This window comes from Candidimonas nitroreducens (genome assembly GCF_002209565.1).
Taxonomy (GTDB): Bacteria; Pseudomonadota; Gammaproteobacteria; order Burkholderiales; family Burkholderiaceae_B; genus Candidimonas; species Candidimonas nitroreducens.
Map to the genome: position 1 here is coordinate 449430 of NZ_NJIH01000004.1, position 17192 is coordinate 466621.

General features: G+C 63.8%; 14 protein-coding genes. 4 read left to right on the forward strand and 10 right to left on the reverse strand.

The features are described 5' to 3' along the window. The first annotated feature begins 81 nt into the window (after nucleotides 1–81). Nucleotides 82–855, forward strand: coding sequence for an SDR family oxidoreductase (locus CEY11_RS09590; RefSeq protein ID WP_088603134.1), 774 nt, complete (start codon nucleotides 82–84; stop codon nucleotides 853–855). A 67-nt stretch (nucleotides 856–922) separates the two neighbouring features. Here the strand turns inward: CEY11_RS09590 and CEY11_RS09595 are convergent, their stop codons facing one another. After that, on the reverse strand, nucleotides 923–1774 hold the full coding sequence (locus CEY11_RS09595; RefSeq protein WP_088603135.1) for an alpha/beta fold hydrolase: 852 nt from the start codon (nucleotides 1772–1774) through the stop codon (nucleotides 923–925). A 431-nt stretch (nucleotides 1775–2205) separates the two neighbouring features. Between CEY11_RS09595 and CEY11_RS09600 the strand changes: the two genes are divergently transcribed. After that, on the forward strand, nucleotides 2206–2715 hold the full coding sequence (locus CEY11_RS09600; RefSeq protein WP_158215256.1) for an FUSC family protein: 510 nt from the start codon (nucleotides 2206–2208) through the stop codon (nucleotides 2713–2715). 124 nt (nucleotides 2716–2839) lie between these two features. Next, the gene (locus CEY11_RS09605; protein ID WP_088603137.1) at nucleotides 2840–3793 is read left to right on the forward strand and encodes a hypothetical protein; all 954 of its coding nucleotides are present in this window, start codon (nucleotides 2840–2842) and stop codon (nucleotides 3791–3793) included. A gap of 153 nt (nucleotides 3794–3946) precedes the next feature. Here CEY11_RS09605 and CEY11_RS09610 read toward each other — a convergent pair whose 3' ends face one another. The 8 genes from CEY11_RS09610 to CEY11_RS09645 all read right to left on the reverse strand — a co-directional run bounded on the left by CEY11_RS09610 (nucleotide 3947) and on the right by CEY11_RS09645 (nucleotide 14530). Further along, on the reverse strand, nucleotides 3947–5089 hold the full coding sequence (locus tag CEY11_RS09610) for an ABC transporter ATP-binding protein (protein ID WP_088603138.1): 1143 nt from the start codon (nucleotides 5087–5089) through the stop codon (nucleotides 3947–3949). 6 nt (nucleotides 5090–5095) lie between these two features. Further along, nucleotides 5096–6781, reverse strand: a complete 1686-nt coding sequence (locus tag CEY11_RS09615; protein WP_088603139.1) for an ABC transporter permease — start codon at nucleotides 6779–6781, stop codon at nucleotides 5096–5098. 42 nt (nucleotides 6782–6823) lie between these two features. Continuing rightward, the gene (locus tag CEY11_RS09620) at nucleotides 6824–7957 is read right to left on the reverse strand and encodes an ABC transporter substrate-binding protein (RefSeq protein WP_088603140.1); all 1134 of its coding nucleotides are present in this window, start codon (nucleotides 7955–7957) and stop codon (nucleotides 6824–6826) included. A 181-nt stretch (nucleotides 7958–8138) separates the two neighbouring features. Then, nucleotides 8139–9872 (reverse strand): L-arabinonate dehydratase, encoded by a 1734-nt coding sequence (gene araD / locus CEY11_RS09625; RefSeq protein WP_088603141.1) that lies wholly within the window; start codon nucleotides 9870–9872, stop codon nucleotides 8139–8141. A gap of 195 nt (nucleotides 9873–10067) precedes the next feature. Further along, a complete protein-coding gene (locus CEY11_RS09630) occupies nucleotides 10068–11123 on the reverse strand; it encodes an Ldh family oxidoreductase (RefSeq protein ID WP_088603142.1) in 1056 nt (351 codons plus the stop codon). Nucleotides 11124–11144: 21 nt separating this feature from the next. Next, a complete protein-coding gene (locus CEY11_RS09635; protein ID WP_088603143.1) occupies nucleotides 11145–12092 on the reverse strand; it encodes a 2-hydroxyacid dehydrogenase in 948 nt (315 codons plus the stop codon). 118 nt (nucleotides 12093–12210) lie between these two features. Further along, complete coding sequence (locus tag CEY11_RS09640; protein ID WP_088603144.1) at nucleotides 12211–13731, reverse strand: aldehyde dehydrogenase (NADP(+)); 1521 nt, start codon at nucleotides 13729–13731, stop codon at nucleotides 12211–12213. 22 nt (nucleotides 13732–13753) lie between these two features. Continuing rightward, a complete protein-coding gene (locus CEY11_RS09645; RefSeq protein ID WP_088603145.1) occupies nucleotides 13754–14530 on the reverse strand; it encodes an SDR family oxidoreductase in 777 nt (258 codons plus the stop codon). A 289-nt stretch (nucleotides 14531–14819) separates the two neighbouring features. Here CEY11_RS09645 and CEY11_RS09650 point away from each other — a divergent pair, with 289 nt between their 5' ends. Continuing rightward, on the forward strand, nucleotides 14820–15860 hold the full coding sequence (locus CEY11_RS09650) for a LacI family DNA-binding transcriptional regulator (RefSeq protein WP_198958871.1): 1041 nt from the start codon (nucleotides 14820–14822) through the stop codon (nucleotides 15858–15860). A gap of 18 nt (nucleotides 15861–15878) precedes the next feature. Here CEY11_RS09650 and CEY11_RS09655 read toward each other — a convergent pair whose 3' ends face one another. Next, nucleotides 15879–17192 (reverse strand): CaiB/BaiF CoA transferase family protein, encoded by a 1314-nt coding sequence (locus CEY11_RS09655; RefSeq protein ID WP_233154814.1) that lies wholly within the window; start codon nucleotides 17190–17192, stop codon nucleotides 15879–15881.

Here is a 17192-nt window from a genome sequence, read left to right on the forward strand (position 1 = left end):
AGTCTATACGTAAACCATGGCTTTATTCCAGTTCTTCTGCCATATAGGATAAAGAGGCATCTCGTTTCAACAGGAGTTTCGATGTCCACGCACAGTATTCAAGGCAAGGTTGTTCTCATTGCCGGCGGCGCCAAAAACTTGGGCGGGCTGATTGCGCGGGATCTTGCGCAGCAAGGCGCCAAGGCCGTGGCGATCCACTACAACAGCGCCGCGACCAGGCCCGACGCCGAAGCAACCGTAGCCGCCATCAAGGCCGCGGGCGCACAGGCGATCGCACTACAAGCGGATCTGGCTACGGCAGGCGCCGTCGAGAAGCTGTTCGCCGATGCGATTGCGGCGTTCGGCAGGCCGGATATCGCGATCAATACGGTGGGCAAGGTGCTGAAGAAGCCCCTCGTGGAAATCAGCGAAGCGGAATACGACGAGATGGCCGCGGCGAACTCGAAGTCGGCATTCTTCTTCCTTAAAGAGGCCGGCAAACATGTCAAGGACAATGGCAAGGTCGTCACCCTGGTAACGTCTTTGCTGGGGGCCTTCACGCCGTTCTATGCCGCCTATGCGGGAACCAAGGCGCCGGTGGAACACTTCACGCGTGCGGCCGCCAAGGAATTCGGCGCACGCGGTATTTCGGTGACGGCGGTCGGCCCGGGGCCGATGGACACGCCGTTCTTCTACCCGGCCGAAGGCGCCGATGCGGTGGCCTACCACAAGACGGCGGCGGCCTTGTCCGGGTTCAGCAAGACCGGCCTGACCGACATCCAGGACGTGGTGCCCTTCATCCGCCATCTGGTCAGCGACGGCTGGTGGATCACGGGCCAGACCATTCTGATCAACGGCGGCTACACGACCAAGTAAGGCTGCACGGCGCGGAAGAGCTGCCGCCACAGGCCATGCTCATGGCCGGCTTCCGGGCGCCAAGCAGTTACTTCGCCAGCGTATCCGCCCAGTCGGCAATCGCATCGGCCGTCTCGATGGGTTTTTCCGCCGGCAGCGCATGGCTGGCATCGGCGATGACCTTGACGCTTACCCGGTCGCCGAACTGCTGCTTCAGCTCGTCGCGCGAGGACGCCGGACGGAAGGGATCGGCGCCGCCTTGCAGGTCGAGCATGGGCACGGTGCCGCCGGCCCACCAATCGTCCCGGTTAGTCAGTTTCCGGGCTGCCCGCTGGCTTTTGGTGACGGCCGGGTGCCAGCCTTGCAGCCAGGGCGCGGGGTCGCTGCCTTTGGCAAAAAAGGCCAGCCTCAGGCCTTGAAGGCGCTGCTCGCGCGTGGACGCGGGGTCGTTGATCATCGTGATGGCCTCGCTCAGCTCTTTGGGCCACGCCTTGGCCCCGGCCGCGATCAGTACCACGCCGCGCGCAAGCTCGGGATGATCCGAGGCAATGGTGCGAGCGATCCAGTTGCCATAAGCGTGGCCGGCAAGAATGGCCTTGCCGCCTTCGTTCCTGATGACCGCGGCGAAATCGTTCGCGAAGTCGTGGAACGACACCTCTTCCATCGGCCCCTGGCTTGCGCCGATGCCGCGCGGTTCGGGCCTCAGGACGCGGTAGCCGCGTTCGGCAAGTCGTTCGGCCAGTTGGCCGAATTCTTCCGTTCCCCGCCCCGTCGAGGCGATAAGCAGTACCAGCGGCCCCTGGCCTTGCGCGCGATAGCTGATGGTGGCCGCGCCATTGCGCACCGACTTCAGGGCGGGCGCATCGGCCCGGGCCGCGCCGGCACCCAGCATCGCGGCCATACCTATGGCAAGGGCGGATGCGCGAATCAGCGTTTTCATATCAAGTCTCCGTCTGCATTTAATGGGGTCGTGCGAGTCTGCACGCTTCTTTCGCAATATCTGCCAGCCACGCTGGCACGCGAGCCTGTCGCTGCGCATGCCGGATTTCGCGGGCGGCAGCGCCGCTATCCCCATTTGTTGCCGCCGATGCTAGCAGTTCTACTTTTTAATGTCAAAAGGTCAGCTTATTATCCTATTTGATATTCAAGACCCGCCAAAGAAGCGCCAGGCTTGAATTTCGAGACGTATTTCTCTACACCTTTCCTACGCGCCCCCTATGCGCGCACGCGAGCCCGGCGCTACCGTCGTATCGGCCGGCCTGCTTGCTCCACCCGCTTCCAAGACGGCTTCCAGCCCCGCCGGCCCGCGGGCGATGGGTATTATTCGCGTGGTACCATGCCACGGAGCACGGCACTAGCGGGATGTTCATCATGCCGGATCAAGATTCTCGAACACCGTCACAGGGCGTGTGTCAGTTGGGCCGCACCCTGTGCGACCGATGGCGCAGCGCGTGGCGCGAGATTGCGGCGGCAACGATTGCCGCGATTGTCGCCTGGGTGGTTGCGCAGCATTTATTCGATCATCCCCATCCGATATTCGCCGCGGTAATTGCGATCGTCGCCCTCGGGCCGGGCATTCCCAGCCACCGGAAGCAGGCCTGGGGACTGGTTCTCGGGGTGGCGGTAGGCATTCTGGTCGGCGAGGTCGTACGCTTCATTCCCGAGCCGGCCGTGGCCATGGGGGTTGGCGTGTTCGTTTCGATGATGATCGCCACGTCCTTCGGCATGGGGCCGGTGGTGCCTATCCAGGCTGGGGTTTCGCTGCTGCTGGTGCTTACGCTGGGCACGCAGACCGCGGGCTATGTGCGCATGATCGATGTGGTGATAGGCGCCGTAGTCGGGCTGATATGCGGCCGGCTGCTGCTAAGGCCGAAACAATGAAAGGACAGCCTGTGGGCCGTCCTTTTTTTCTTTCCGGCACCGAAGCCGCAGCCGGCACCCATGCCGCCGCCAACGCAACAAGCACCAACGCCAACGCCAACGCCAAAACATCCTGGAGCATTTGATGAAGGTCACACTGGATCTGGACGAGCTGCTGCACAAAGGCGACATCACCCAGGCCGAGCACGACAAGCTGAGCCGGCTCGCAGCGGCAACCACCGGCTCACTGGCCTTCAACTTATTGGTCGGCTTCGGCATTGTCGCGGTTGCCGCTGCGGCGCTGGCCCTGGTTCCCACACCGCTTACCGCCGTAGTGATAGGCGTGTGCCTGCTGCTGGCAGGCATTGCACTGTACCGGGCCCAGCTGGCGCAGTGGCAGTTGCTGGCCAATATCTGCATCTTGATCGGCGCGCTGATGGCCGGGGGCGGCCTGATCGTCGGCGACGACGGCAGCCTGGCCTCTATGTTGACGGTAACCGTGGCTTTTGCGCTCGTTTCGGTGTTTGCCCGAAGCAGTCTCATGGCGGTGCTGGCGACCCTGATGCTGGCGGGGTGCATCGGATCCAGCACCGGCTACTTCCATGCGAGTTATGGCCTGGAGATCCGGAAGCCGATCTACACCATCGTGCTCTTCGCTTTGATTGCGGCGGGCCTGTACCGGCTTGCCCGGGTAATGCCGGCCGCGTACCTGAAGATCAGCGAGGCAGCCATGCGCACCTCGGTGTTCCTGGTCAATTTCGGCTTCTGGGTAGGGTCGCTGTGGGGCGACCATCTGGGCCGCGCTTCCGCGGCGGAACCCACACTGGCCAATGGCTATATCGGCGCGCCGGTCTTCGCGGTGCTGTGGGCCCTGGCGCTGCTGGCCGCCGGCATCTGGGCCTGGCGGCGCAATCGCCGCTGGGTGCTGAACACCGTGGCGGTGTTCGCGGCGATCGATCTTTACACCCAGTGGTTCGAAAACCTGGACGCCGATGCGGGCAGTGTGCTGCTTGCAGGCTTGCTGGCACTGGCGGCGGCTGTGGCGCTAAGCTTCGTCAATACCGCCATGCAGCGGCGCAAAACCAGCCTGGGCGTGTGAAGGCGTAGAGACGGGCCGCCAGCCTTCCGCCCCATATGGGTTGGCGGTCGAAAAGAGAACAAGGCGCAAAGCCCGAGAACTATACAAATAGCATGGCAAGGCGCGGCAACGCCGTTATCTGAGCGCGCTTGCCGTTTCGATCGCAAGCCCGTATCAATTCGCCTTCGCGTCATCCTCTAGCAGAACGCAGCGCTTCGGATCCACCGACAGGAACACTTGCTGTCCTTCGGCCATCTGGTCGAGCGCCGAACGGCGGATGATGAGTTTGCGGCCGCCCCAGTTGACGTGGATTTCGCTCAGGTCGCCCAGGAAGACCGAACGGGCAATGGTAACGGGCCATACGTTGCGCTCGCCCTCGGGGCGCTGGGTGTGCAATTGCAAGTGCACCGTGCGCGCCGACAGCGTAGCCTGCTGGCCCAGCTTGCGCCCGTGGGCATTGCCGTGCACCAGTTCGCCGCCCGCGGTTTCGAGGACGACGTCGTCGCCCGAGGAAAGATCCGCGCGCACCTTGCCGGAGATAAGATTGGATGAACCGACGAAGTCGGCGACGAAGGCCGTGCGCGGGTAGTTGTATATCTCGTAGGGGCTGCCGGACTGTTCGATGCGGCCCTTGTTCATGACCACGATGCAGTCCGACATGGCAAGCGCTTCTTCCAGGTCGTGCGTGACGTAGATGGAGGTTACGCCCAGGCTGTGCTGCAGTTCGCGCAGTTCGATGCGCATGTCGCCGCGCAGCTTGGCGTCGAGGTTCGACAGGGGCTCGTCGAACAGCAGAACCTCGGGGGAAAACGCGCAGGCGCGCGCCAGGGCCACGCGCTGCTGCTGGCCGCCGGAAAGCTGCGAGGCGGGGCGCGATGCAAAGCCTTCCATCTGCACCAGGGCCAGCGCGCGCTTGACGCCGGCCTCGATTTCTTCACGGCTCTTGCGGCGCACCTTGAGGCCATAGGCGACGTTGTCGAACACCGTCATGTGCGGCCAGATGGCATATGACTGAAACACCATGGAAAGCCCGCGATCCTCGGCGGGAACATTCAGGTTCTCGGCCGAGGAATACATGTTGCGATTGCCGATCTTGATGACGCCCCCGGCCGGTTTTTCCAGGCCGGCAATGGCACGCAATGTGGTGGATTTCCCGCAGCCGGAGGGGCCGAGCAGGGTGAATTGCTGGCCCTTGGGCACGGAAAAACTGACGGGCCCGACCGCGGCCACGGCCCCGTAATTGATCCGCAGATCCCGAACCTCGATCGCGGTCTCGGCCGCGGCTCCGTTATTTTGCGCTTGCGCTTGCGTTTGCATTGAGCGTTATCCTTTCAAATCGCGCCGGCGCATCAGCACCGTGAAAATCACTATGACCACGCCGACCACCACGGTCTGGATCAGGGCCATGGCCGCGGTCAATTCGGAGCTGCTGAAATTCCAGGCGTCGACGATGGCCGGTGTCAGGACTTGCGAGTTGGGCCCGACCAGCAGTATCGACGCGCCGAGTTCACGCACAGAACCAATGAACAGCAGCATCCACGCGGCCATGATGCCGGGGCGCAGCAGCGGGATGTTGATGGTACGCAGCCGCTGGAACCAGTTCGCGCCGCACACCTGGCCGCATTCATCCAGGGTTTTGTCCAGCTGCAACAGCACGCTGGATATGGTGCGCACCCCAAGCGGCAGGAACACGGTGACGTAGGCGATCAGCAGCAGCCAGATGGTGCCGTAGACCGGTACGGGTATCACCAGCCATGCCCACATGATGCCGAAGGCGAAGACCAGGCGCGGCACCGCTTGCGGGAACATCGAAATGTATTCCAGGGCGCCGCGGCCCGGCAGCTTGCTGCGATGCAGTAGCCAGGAAATCGTCCCGGTCAGGGCCACGCCTATGGTCGCCGTAAAGACCCCGAGCTCGAGGCTGTTGCGTATGGCAAAGCGCACGGCGTTCTGCGACAGCGCGACCCGGTAGTGCTCGAGCGTGAAGTTCGACCAGCTGGGCAAGGCGGTGGCGAGCTGCTGCAGCGACACATATGCCAGCGTCAGCAGCGGCAGGATGACCGACAGGAAAATATAGGCACCGACCAGCGCCAGATAAACCCAGCGCAAGCCGCCCACATCCACGGGGCGCGGCCGGAAGGCCTTGCCGCTGACGGTGACGTAGCTGCGCCCGGCAATCATGCGACGATAGATGTAGGTCATGAGGAACATGACCGCGAACAGCACCACGCCCATCGCCGCCGCCAGCGGGATACGGGGCGGATACTGGGTCACCATCAGGAAAATGGCCGTGGTCAGAACATAGAACCGGCTCGGCGTACCCAGCACCAGCGCCGCGGAGAACGACCCGAGCATCTCGGCAAAGACATAGATCAGGGCTCCGAGCACGCCGGGCGCGACCAGCGGCAGCGTAACCCGCATCATGGTGTTGAAGCGGCTGGCGCCTATGACCTGCGAGGCCTCTTCGAGGGACGGGTCGATGGACTGCATGACCGCGCTGATCATGACGAAGGCGACGGAGCCCTCGAACAGCGCCATGACCCAGGCAATGCCCATGGCGCTTGTGACGTTGATGATCGCCCCCTCGCCGCCCAGCGCGCGCCACAGTATGTTGATGTAGCCGCTGTGCGGCTCGCCCAGCAGGCCCCAGGCCAGCGCGCCCAGCAGCGGCGTCACGTAATAAGGCACCGCCATGAGCTGCTCGAGCCCACGGCGGAAAGGCACGTTGGTGCGAGTCAGGATATACGCGATGAGAAAGCCCACGACGATGGCGACGATGGTCGCCACCACCGAGACTTCCAGCGTATTCCAGATAATGCTGCCGTAGCTGGGCAGGCGTTCGAAATTCCCCAGGCCGTAGCCGGTACTGCCTTCAACCGTACCGTCTCCCTGCTTCAGGGCGGCCTGAAACAGGAAGAAGATCGGGTACAGAACAAAAACCCCGATCACCGCGACGACGGCGATGCCGGTAATTGCGCTTCTGCGCGATTTGGTCTTGCTGGTCGCCATGCGGTGCGCTCCTGGTCAAAGATCGGGGTCAGGTGGTCTCGATCAGAGCAGACCCAACATCTGATTCCATTCGGAATTGAATTGCTTGCGGCTCGCCAGGAACGCCTTCATGTCCGTCGGAACCAGCAGCTTGAAGTCGTTGAGCTTCAGCCCACCAGGCATGGCCGGCGCGTCTTTGCGGATCGAGCCATAGTACAGATACGGGTTTTCCTGGTAGAAGGTCTGGCCCTTGAGCGACATCAGCCAGTCGGTGAACAGCCGTGCGGCCTGCGGGTGCGGCGCATTGGCGACAATGCCGTTGGCCATGGGCGAAGACGGCAGGCCGTCTTTGGGCGCGACGAACTTGATCGGCGCCTTCTTCTGGTGGGCAAGCTGGTAGCCGGCCCATTCGGCCATGCCGCAGACGGCATCGTCGCCTCGTCCCAGGCGATCGAAGAGCTGCACCCGCGAGTTGACGGCCGTGGGCTTCTGCTTGGCGAACTCTTTCCAGTAGCTGTCGCCGTACAGCTTGCGCAGTTCGTACCATTCGGTGAACTGCATGCCCGAATTGGCCTGCTTGACGCTGAGCTTGCCCTTCCATTTCGGGTCGAGCAGATCTTTCCAGTTGGCCGGCGCTTCTGCTTCCTTGACGCGATCGGTGCAGTAAGCAAGACCGGCAAAACCCATGGCGATCCAGAAGAAGTGCCCGGCGGGATGGCTCAGGTGATCGAGCGAGTAGTATTTTTGCTGCGGCGAATGGTAGTCGTCGTAGCCGCCCTTGTTCTGGAAATCGATGGCGGTGCCCAGATCCGAGAACTGGATGACGTCCGCCTCGTAGCGACGGGCCCCGCGCTCGGCCAGGATCTTGCTGAACAGCGAGCCGTTCTGCAGGCTGACATAACGCGCCGTTATCTTGGGAAAGTCTTTGTGGAACGCCTCGCAGATCGCCGCGGCGGCGGCGCCGCTGTCGTGCGTATAGAAAACCAGGGCGCCTTCTTTTTCGGCGGCCGCGACATCGGCGCCGGTTTCAAAGCCCTGGACGGTCGTGGTCTTGCCGGACTGCGCGTAGGCGCCGCGCGGCGTGATCACGCTTAGAACCGGAAGCGCCGCCAGCGACAGCCCCGCGCGCAGCACATTGCGGCGACTCGGAACCCATACACTGCCCGCGGTACCCCTTGCCTTGCCTTCTTTGCTCATACCTTCCTCCTTGCTGGTTTCCTTACTATGGGTAAGGTCTTACTGCCAGGCTGGAGCCCTGTCGTCGGACGAGGCTCCGGCCTGATGGATCAGACAGATGAAGCTACGCTTGGACTTCAAGGGCGCCGGCGGCAACACCTGCCCGCGCCCCGCGCCACCCCCGGCATCCCGGGGATGATGTTCAGAAAATATCGGGCTCGCCGGCCGTGCGCCCGAAGTCCGTCTGCAGGAAATCGAAATCGCAGCCCTTGTCGGCCTGGGTAATGTGGTTGATGTACATCCAGCCCCAGCCCCGCTCGAAGCGCGGTTGGGGCGGCGTCCAGGCTGCGCGGCGCCGGGCGATTTCCGCGTCGTCGACCAGCATGTCCAGGCGCCTGTTGGCAAGATCCAGGCGCACGATGTCGCCGGTCTTGAGCAGCGCGAGCGGGCCGCCCACATAGCTTTCCGGCGCCACGTGCAGCACGCAGGCGCCATACGAGGTGCCCGACATGCGCGCATCGGAAATCCGCAGCATGTCGCGGTGGCCTTGCTTGATCAGCGCCTTGGGAATGGGCAGCATGCCCCATTCCGGAAAGCCCGGGCCGCCCTGCGGGCCGGCATTGCGCAACACCAGCACGTGATCGGGTGTGACTTCCAGGTTTTCGTCGTCGATCGCCTTTTTCATTTCAGGGTAGCTGTCGAACACCAGCGCCGGGCCTTCATGGTTGTAGAACCTGGGGTCGCAGGCCGCCGGCTTGATCACCGCGCCGTCCGGGCAGAGGTTGCCGCGCAGCACCGCCAGCGAGCCTTCATGGTAGACGGGGTTGGACAGCGGCCGGATCACGTCGTGGTTGTAGACTTCCGCGCCTTCGAGGGTTTCGCCGAGGCTCTTGCCGGACACCGTCGGCGCCGAAGTGTCGAGCCTGTCTTCGATCTGCTTCATCAGTGCCAGCAGGCCGCCGGCATAGTAGAAGTCTTCCATCAGGTAGTCTTTGCCGGAAGGGCGCACGTTGGCGATCAATGGCGTGACGCGGCCGAGCGCGTCGAGGTCGTCGAGTGTCAGGCTGAGACCGGCGCGCCGCGCCATGGCAATCAGGTGCACCACCGCATTGGTCGAACAGCCCAGCGCCATGGCGACGATGGCCGCGTTCTTGACCGAGGCCTGGGTAAGAACTTTGTTCGGCGTCAGGTCTTCGCGCACCATGTCGACGATGCGCCGGCCGCAGTCGGCGGACATGCGCTGGTGGCCCGAATCGACCGCGGGAATGGACGATGCGCCAGGCAGCGTCAGCCCCAGCGCATCGGCGATCGACATCATGGTCGAGGCAGTGCCCATGGTCATGCAGGTGCCGGCCGAGCGCGCGATGCCGCCCTCGACGCCCTGCCACTGCTCGCTGGTGATGTTGCCGGCGCGCCGCTCGTCCCAGTACTTCCAGGCGTCCGAGCCCGAACCGAGGATCTTGCCCGCATAATTGCCGCGCAGCATGGCGCCGGCCGGCAGGTAGATCATGGGCACGCCCGCCGATATTGCCCCCATGACCAGGCCCGGAGTGGTCTTGTCGCAGCCGCCCATCAGCACCACGCCGTCCAGCGGATGCGAGCGGATGACCTCTTCGGTTTCGATGGCCAGCAGGTTGCGATACAGCATGGAGGTCGGCTTGGTGAAGCTTTCGTCCACCGACAGCGCCGGCATTTCGACGGCAAAGCCGCCGGCCTGGAATACCCCGCGCTTGACGTGCTGTATGCGATCGGGAAAGTGCGAGTGGCAGCTGTTGAGTTCGGACCAGGTGCTGAGCACGCCGATGATGGGCTTGTTGCCGAAATCGGCCTCTGAAAAGCCCAGCTGCATCATCCGGGAACGATGCCCGAAGCTGCGCAGATCATCGGGCGCAAACCAGCGAGCGCTTCTGAGTTTTTGTGTCGAATCTTTTGCCATTTGAGTTACCTTCGCGCGCCGCCAAGGAGATTTTAAATTTCCTTAGTATGCGCATACATTGATTAAATTCCAACTAGGGAATTACCCCAATAATATGGATAATTATTTGATTTTATTAGATTAATTTTTAAGAGAAAGCGTAACTAAAAAAGAATGCGCAATCATTTTTGGAAACAAAAAAACCCCGCTGGGGCGTCAGCCCGGCAAGCCCGCGCCCTGCCATGCAACGCCGGCCTGCCGGGCGCGCCGTTCCAGCCGCTCGAGCAGCGCATCGGGAATTTCCAGGCCATGCTCGAGCGCGGCACGCCGCTTGCGCGCCGCGGCATCGCCCGGCACGCGCACCGCATCGACACCGGGCGCCGCCGGCGTGTCCCGGCACAATTGCGTGGTGTAGCTGGATTGGCGCACGAAGGCGTCGAGCCCGGCAAAGGCCTGCGGATCGATGAGCTGAATGAATACGGCCAGGGCCATGTGATCGGGGTGATCGACCCTGCCGAATCCGGCGAGCCCTTGCGTCATGAGGTCGACACCCAGAGCCATCCCGTACCCCTTGTGGCCCTTCAGGCTGCCGCCCAGCGGCAGCAGCGTGCCGCCGCCCTCTAGCACCGCGCGCGGATCGTCAGTCGGCTCGCCCTCGGCCGTCAAGGCCCACTGCTCGGGATAACGCCGCCCTTCGCGGGCCAGCGTCTGGGTAAGCGACGTCGTGGTGATGCTGGAGCTGATGTCTATCATTACCGGGTCGCCATTGGTGGGATAGCCTTCGGCCAATGGGTTGGGCGTGAAGACCGGGCGGATGCCGCCGTAAGGCGCCATGCGCGCGACCGAGGCCGTGGAGCACTTGATTTGTGCGACGTAGCCGCGTTCGGCAGCATCGCGCAGATACACGGCCAGTGCACCGATATGATGCGAGTTGCCGATTGCGAACGTGACCACGCCGTGCCGCTGCAGGCGCTCGTAGCCCAAGGCCAGCGCCTTCCTGACCAGCCAGCCGCCGGGCAGGCGCTGCCCGTCCCAAGTGATGCAGCCGCCGCGGTCATTCACTACCCTGACGTCGCCGCTGCCGCGCATGCGTCCGTTGGCCAGCGCATCGAGGTAGGACTCCAGCAGCGCCACCCCGTGCGTATCGTGGCCGATCAGATCGGCCTCGACCAGCACGTCGCCGACGGTCTGCGCCTTGTCGCGGTCGACACCCGAGGCTTCCAGCAGCGCCACCACGTTATTGAAAAGAACGGCGTGACTGACTCTTGCCATGAATTTTCTCCGTAGGCCGCGCTACAGCTTCACGGGCGTCAGCAGCGGCTTGCCAGCGAAGAATGCGGCCAGATTATCGACCACGAGCTGCGCCATGGCGTCGCGCGTCTCGACCGTGCCCGAGGCGTGATGCGGATACAGCGTGACGTTGGGCAAGGAAACCAGGCTCGGCTCTTGCGTGGGCTCTTGCGCATAGACATCCAGTGCCGCGTGGCCCAGACGCCCGTCGCGCAAGGCCGCGATCATCGCCTCTTGATCCACCACCGAGCCGCGCGCGATGTTGATCAGCAGGCCCTGGGGCCCGAGGGCTTCGATGATCTCGCGGGAAATCAGGCCGCGCGTGCCCGCGCCCCCGGCCACCGTGACCACGAGGTGGTCGACCTCTGCCGCGAGCGTCTTGACGTCGGGCCGATACTGCCAGCTTACGTCTTTGGGGCTGCGGTTCCAGTACAGAATTTCGACACCCATAGCCTGTGCCCGCTGCCCGATGGCGTTACCGATCATGCCCAGCCCGACTATGCCCAGGCGGCTGCCCTTGAGCGAGCGCTGCAGCGGAAACATGCCGTGCTTCACCCAGTCGCCGGAACGCACGTAGGCATCGGCCGCGATCAGTCCGCGGCGGGCGGCCAGCATCAGCATGATGGCCGTGTCGGCCACATCGTCGCGCAGCGCCTGCGAGGTGTTGGTCAGGGCAATGCCGCGCTCGGCCATCAGGCCGGCGTCGAAGGACTCGAAACCGGCCGAGGAACAGGCGACCAGCTCCAGGTTCGGCAGCGCGTCCAGCATCGCCTTGTTCAGCGGCGCATGGCCATTGGTGGCCACCGCCCGGCATTTCGCCCCATGCTCGGCCAGCAGGGCGGCCTTGTCCGCCGCCGTGTCCCAGCGGTGCAGGGTATAGGCCTGTTCCAGCTGCGCCATTGCCTTGGGGCGCTGCTGGTACAGCACCATTACATCGGGTTTGCTCGTCATAATGTCTCCGGGATGTGCCGCAAGGCGCGGCCGGCAAGGCCGCCGCACGGCTGCATTTGCATCGCTGCGCGGCGCGGCCTTGCCGCGCCGCGAGCAGGCATGTGCCTGGTGCCGTCCATCAGGCGAGATCCACGGGCAGCAAGGCTTCGGGAATGTTCTGGTAGCAGACCGGCCGCAGGAAGCGGCGGATCGACAGGGTGCCCACGGACGTGGCTCCGAAATTGGTCGAAGCCGGATACGGGCCGCCGTGCACCATGGCATCGCAGACCTCGACGCCCGTGGGGTAGCCGTTGGCCAGCAGGCGGCCCGCCTTGCGCTCGAGCACGGGCAGCAGCCGGCGGCCGAGATCGGCGTCGCCCGCATCCAGATGCAGCGTGCAGGTCAATTGCCCTTCGATGTTGCGCGCAATCGCCAGCATCTGCTCGGCGTCTTGCGCCGTGACGATCAGGCCCAGCGGGCCGAACACCTCTTCGGCCAGCTCGGCATCGGCCAGCCAGTCTGTTCCCGACACAGTGAACAAATTGGGCGAGGCGCTGCGCTGGCCGCTTTCCGAGACCAGCACCTTGCCAACGCCAGGGCCGCCGGCAATACGGGCGCAGCCTTTTTTATAGGCTTCGGCAATGCCGTCGGTAAGCATGACCTGCGCGCCGACCGGCACAAGCGCCTGCTGCACGGCCTCGGCGAAGGCGCCGGCCTGGTCTTGCATGATTACGGCGATGCCGGGATTGGTGCAGAACTGCCCCGCCCCCATGGTCAGCGAAGCGGCCCAGCCCTTGGCGATTTCGGCGCCGCGGGCCGCAATGGCCGAGGGTAGCAGGAACATCGGGTTGACCGAGCCCAGCTCGCCGAAGAAGGGAATCGGGTCGGGGCGCGCGGCGCACAAGTCGAAGAGCGCGCGGCCGCCGGCCAGCGAGCCGGTGAAGCCGACCGCCTTGATCAAGGGATGCTGCACCAGTGCGTGGCCGACATCGCGGCGGCCGCCCTGCACCAGGCTGAAGACACCCTTGTGCATGCCGCAACGGGCGACCGCGGCGCTGATGGCCTCGGCGACGATCTCGCCCGTCCAGGGGTGGGCGGAATGGCCCTTGACCACCACGGGGCAGCCCGCCGCCAGCGCGGCCGCGGTATCGCCGCCCGCGGTCGAGAAGGCCAGCGGGAAGTTCGACGCGCCGAACACCGCGACCGGGCCGATGGGCCGCTGCATCATGCGGATGTCGGGCCGCGGCGCGGGCTTGCGATCGGGCAGCGCCACGTCGTGGCGGCGATCGAGATACTCGCCATTGCGTATATGCTGGGCGAACAAGCGCAGCTGGCCGATGGTACGGCCGCGCTCGCCTTCGAGCCGGCCGGGAGGCAGGCCGGTTTCGCTGCTGCCGACCTGGGTGATGGCCTCGGCGCGGGCCTCGATCTCGTCGGCAATGGCGTCCAGGAAGGCGGCGCGCTCTGCGCGGCTGGAATAGCCATAAGACAAGAACGCCTCTTCGGCCGCCTTGCAGGCCTGATCCACTAGGGCCACCGTGCCGACGGAAAAATCATGCGGCTCGCCGGAGGCGGGCGCCGAGCGGAATGTGGCGTCCGTCGCGACCCATTCGCCGGCGATGAGATGCTTGCCGTGAGGCTGGAAAGATTTGTCGAGCATTTGAGATTCCTGTTTGCGGCTGTCAGCCGCGACCAATAAACGGCATGGTCGTTGCCATGACCGTCAAAAATGGGATGTTCACATCGAGCGGCAGATTCGCCATGTGATAGACGGACGAGGCGACATGGTCGACGTCCATCATGGCTTCCGCCCGGATCGAGCCGTCTGCCTGCGGTACGCCCTTTTCCTGCTTGGAGGCCAGGTCGGTGCGGGCATTGCCGATGTCGATCTGGCCGCAGGCGATCCCGAAGGGACGGCCATCGAGCCCCAGCGTGCGGGTCATGCCCGTGACCGCGTGCTTGGACGCCGTGTAGGCGATCGAGCCGGGCCGCGGCACGTGGGCCGAGATCGAACCGTTGTTGATGATGCGGCCGCCCTGCGGATCTTGGCGCCGCATGCGTGCGAAAGCCGCGCGGGCGCAATAAAAGACCGCATTGATGTTGACGTCTATGACGGCCTGCCATTGCTCTATACTGACGTCGTCCGGCAGCACCGACTTCAGGCCCCTGCCGGCATTGTTGAACAGCGCATCCAGGCGGCCCCATTGCGCCATTGCCTGGTCGAACGCCGCCTCGACCTGCTGCGGATCGGTTACGTCGCAAGTAAGAACCAGCGCGTTTTCATTGCCGGCCGCAGTCTCGACCAGCGCTTCCGTGCGGCGGCCGATCAGGCCGACGCGCCACCCTTCTTGCAAGAATTTGCGTGCCGTGGCGCGCCCGATTCCGGCCGATGCGCCTGTCACGATAATGGTTTGTCCCGCCACGGGCGTTCTCCTTGGATTGTTAATTAGTATGCGCATTCATTAGAATACACAAAAACCGTCGCTTCTATCAAGAATAAAAACAACTAATTGATAATAAATAGAATTATTTATGTTTTTACATAATTTTGAATATGCATACGCAATCAATTTTATGCCAAAAGAGCGCCAATTCGTGTACGATGCAATACGACGCCGTATAAAGGCGCCTTTGGATATTCGGACTTAGCATCGTCCGGCGCCTGTGCGGCAGGCGGGGCATGGGCTTGCAAGCGGCAAGAGCCTGTCGCCGCCAGTTGCCATGCCTCCACCAACAAAATGAATGGCGATGAACAAGACTTCTAATCTGCGCGAGAGAGCATCGGGCGGCCGTCCCAGCGGGCGGGTCACCATGGCAACGGTCGGCAGATTGGCGGGCGTCAGCCAGGTGACCGTGTCGCGCGCGCTGTCCGACCCTTCGAAGGTATCGCCGGCGACTATGCGCAGAATCCGGGACGCCATCGATATCACCGGTTTCGTTCCGAACGCCGTGGCCGGCGCCCTGGCCTCGCGCCGCTCGAAGCTCATTTCGGCGCTGGTGCCGTCGCTGACGAACACCGTCTACGCATCGATGATGCAGTCCTTCAGCGACCTGATGCGCGACAACGGCTACGAGCTGCTGCTGTCCGAATGCGGCTTCCAGGCCGAAACCGAAGAAAAGCTCATCGCCGCCCATTTGTCGCGCCGGCCCGACGCCTTCTATCTGACCGGCATCCATCACACCACTCGCGCCCGGCAAATGCTGATCGGCGCCGACATCCCGGTCGTGGAAGTGTGGGATCTGACCGATACGCCCATAGATATCTGCGTCGGCTTCGATCACCGCGAAGTCGGCCGGGCCATGGCAGACTTCGCCGCGGACGCCGGCTACAGGCATGCCGCCACGGTCGGCGCCGGCGACGCGCGCGCCCTGCGGCGTCGCGATGCTTTTGCCGACAGGTTTGCCGCAAGAGGCGGCACCTGCGCGGGCGATGTCACCTTCCAGGATTCGGCCAGCGTCGCCCACGGCCGCGAAGGCCTGTCCCGCCTCATCGACGAACACGGCTTCTCGTCCGGCGTGATCGCCTGCAGCTCGGATCTCATGGCGGAAGGCATCCTGATCGAGGCGCAAAAGCGCAGGCTCAGCGTGCCCGACCAGATCGGGGTCTTGGGTTTTGGCGACCAGGATTTCGCCGCCCATCTGGAACCCGCCTTAAGCACGGTGCGGGTCGACCGCCCCGCTCTCGGCACCACCGCCGCCCAGGCGGTGCTCAAGCGCCTGCACGGCAGCAACCCCGAACACTCGCGCGTGGACATCGGCTTCCAATTGATACGCCGCGGCTCGGCCTAGCAAGGCCGCCGCCGCGCACTACGCCGGACGGGCCCGCCCCTGGCTCGGCTCGAACCGATATTGGTAGGCCGCCCCTTCCCGCAGCAGACTCTGGATCTGCTGCGCGGAATACCCCAGCTCCGCCAGAATCTCGGAGGTCTGCTCGCCGATGTGCGGGGCATGGTGCCTGAGCCCCGGCGTGTAGCCCGTCATGGAAACCGGTACATTGATCTGCTTGATGCGCCCTTCGGTGGGATGCAAGGCGGTTTCTACCAGCCCGACATCCAGAATATGCGGATCGTTCAGCAGCGTGTCCATGGTGTGGCAAGGCATGACCGGTATGTCATGTTCCCCCAGGGTGCGCAGCCAATGGGCGGTGTCGCGGCGCGAGATTTCTTCGGCGCGTATTTTGAAGAATTCGGCAATATTGTCGATACGGTTGCGCGCTGAATTGAAACGGCTGTCCCGCTTCAGGTCGGGCCGCTCGAAAGCGTCGAACAAGGCCAGGACTTGCGCATCGGTATTGGTGGTAATGCAGATGTAGCCGTCCTGCGTTTTGACGGGCCGGGCATTGGGGTCGAGCAGGCGCGCATCGCCGCTGCCGGCGATGGGAGGCTCGAAGGTTTCACCATACAGGTGCTCGCTCATGACCAGCGAGGCGAAGCTTTCGAACATGGGAATCTCCAGCTCGACGGCCTGCTTGCTTTGGGCGCGCGCAATAATGGCCACCAGAATGGCATTGGCCACCATCAGCGCCGCGGTACGATCCACAACCACATAAGGTACATAGCGAGGCTCGCCGCCATGCACGGCAAACAGGCTCGCCAGGCCGGTGCCCCCTTGCAGGATGGAATCGTAGGCAGGCCTGTCCGCATAGCGGCCTTTGCTGCCGAAGCCCACGACATTGCAATAAATAAGCTTGTCGTTCTGCCCGCGCAGCTGCTCGAACGCCAGCCCCAGTTTTCTTACGGCTGGTGCACGCATATTGTGTACGAACACATCGGCTTGCGCGGCCAGGCGCAACAAGGCTTCGCGCCCATGGGCGGTTTTCAGGTCGAGCGAAATGCTGCGCTTGTTGCGGTTCATGTGCATGAACTTGCCCGACATGCCGGGGGTGGGCGAACGCCCGGATATCCAGCGGATGATATCGCCCGAGGCCTGTTCCAGCTTTATGACTTCGGCCCCGTAGTCCGCCAGGATTTGCGTGGCGTAGGGCCCGACCACCGCGGAGGTCAGATCGAGGATGCGCAGGCCGGCCAGGGGCAGGTGGCCGTCCCGGTCGAGATTTGCATCCCGACCCTCCGACGCCGCCGCGCCCGCGGCCCGGCGGGCTCTCTTGCTTGCTTCGTCCAC

What these genes read in the sequence shown, in the direction of transcription:
- CEY11_RS09590 (WP_088603134.1), top strand. Translation starts at nt 82, where the DNA reads ATGTCCACGCACAGTATTCAAGGCAAGGTTGTTCTCATTGCCGGCGGC.
- CEY11_RS09595 (WP_088603135.1), bottom strand. Translation starts at nt 1,774, where the DNA reads ATGAAAACGCTGATTCGCGCATCCGCCCTTGCCATAGGTATGGCCGCG.
- CEY11_RS09600 (WP_158215256.1), top strand. Translation starts at nt 2,206, where the DNA reads ATGCCGGATCAAGATTCTCGAACACCGTCACAGGGCGTGTGTCAGTTG.
- CEY11_RS09605 (WP_088603137.1), top strand. Translation starts at nt 2,840, where the DNA reads ATGAAGGTCACACTGGATCTGGACGAGCTGCTGCACAAAGGCGACATC.
- CEY11_RS09610 (WP_088603138.1), bottom strand. Translation starts at nt 5,089, where the DNA reads ATGCAAACGCAAGCGCAAGCGCAAAATAACGGAGCCGCGGCCGAGACC.
- CEY11_RS09615 (WP_088603139.1), bottom strand. Translation starts at nt 6,781, where the DNA reads ATGGCGACCAGCAAGACCAAATCGCGCAGAAGCGCAATTACCGGCATC.
- CEY11_RS09620 (WP_088603140.1), bottom strand. Translation starts at nt 7,957, where the DNA reads ATGAGCAAAGAAGGCAAGGCAAGGGGTACCGCGGGCAGTGTATGGGTT.
- araD (WP_088603141.1), bottom strand. Translation starts at nt 9,872, where the DNA reads ATGGCAAAAGATTCGACACAAAAACTCAGAAGCGCTCGCTGGTTTGCG.
- CEY11_RS09630 (WP_088603142.1), bottom strand. Translation starts at nt 11,123, where the DNA reads ATGGCAAGAGTCAGTCACGCCGTTCTTTTCAATAACGTGGTGGCGCTG.
- CEY11_RS09635 (WP_088603143.1), bottom strand. Translation starts at nt 12,092, where the DNA reads ATGACGAGCAAACCCGATGTAATGGTGCTGTACCAGCAGCGCCCCAAG.
- CEY11_RS09640 (WP_088603144.1), bottom strand. Translation starts at nt 13,731, where the DNA reads ATGCTCGACAAATCTTTCCAGCCTCACGGCAAGCATCTCATCGCCGGC.
- CEY11_RS09645 (WP_088603145.1), bottom strand. Translation starts at nt 14,530, where the DNA reads ATGCGCATACTAATTAACAATCCAAGGAGAACGCCCGTGGCGGGACAA.
- CEY11_RS09650 (WP_198958871.1), top strand. Translation starts at nt 14,820, where the DNA reads ATGAACAAGACTTCTAATCTGCGCGAGAGAGCATCGGGCGGCCGTCCC.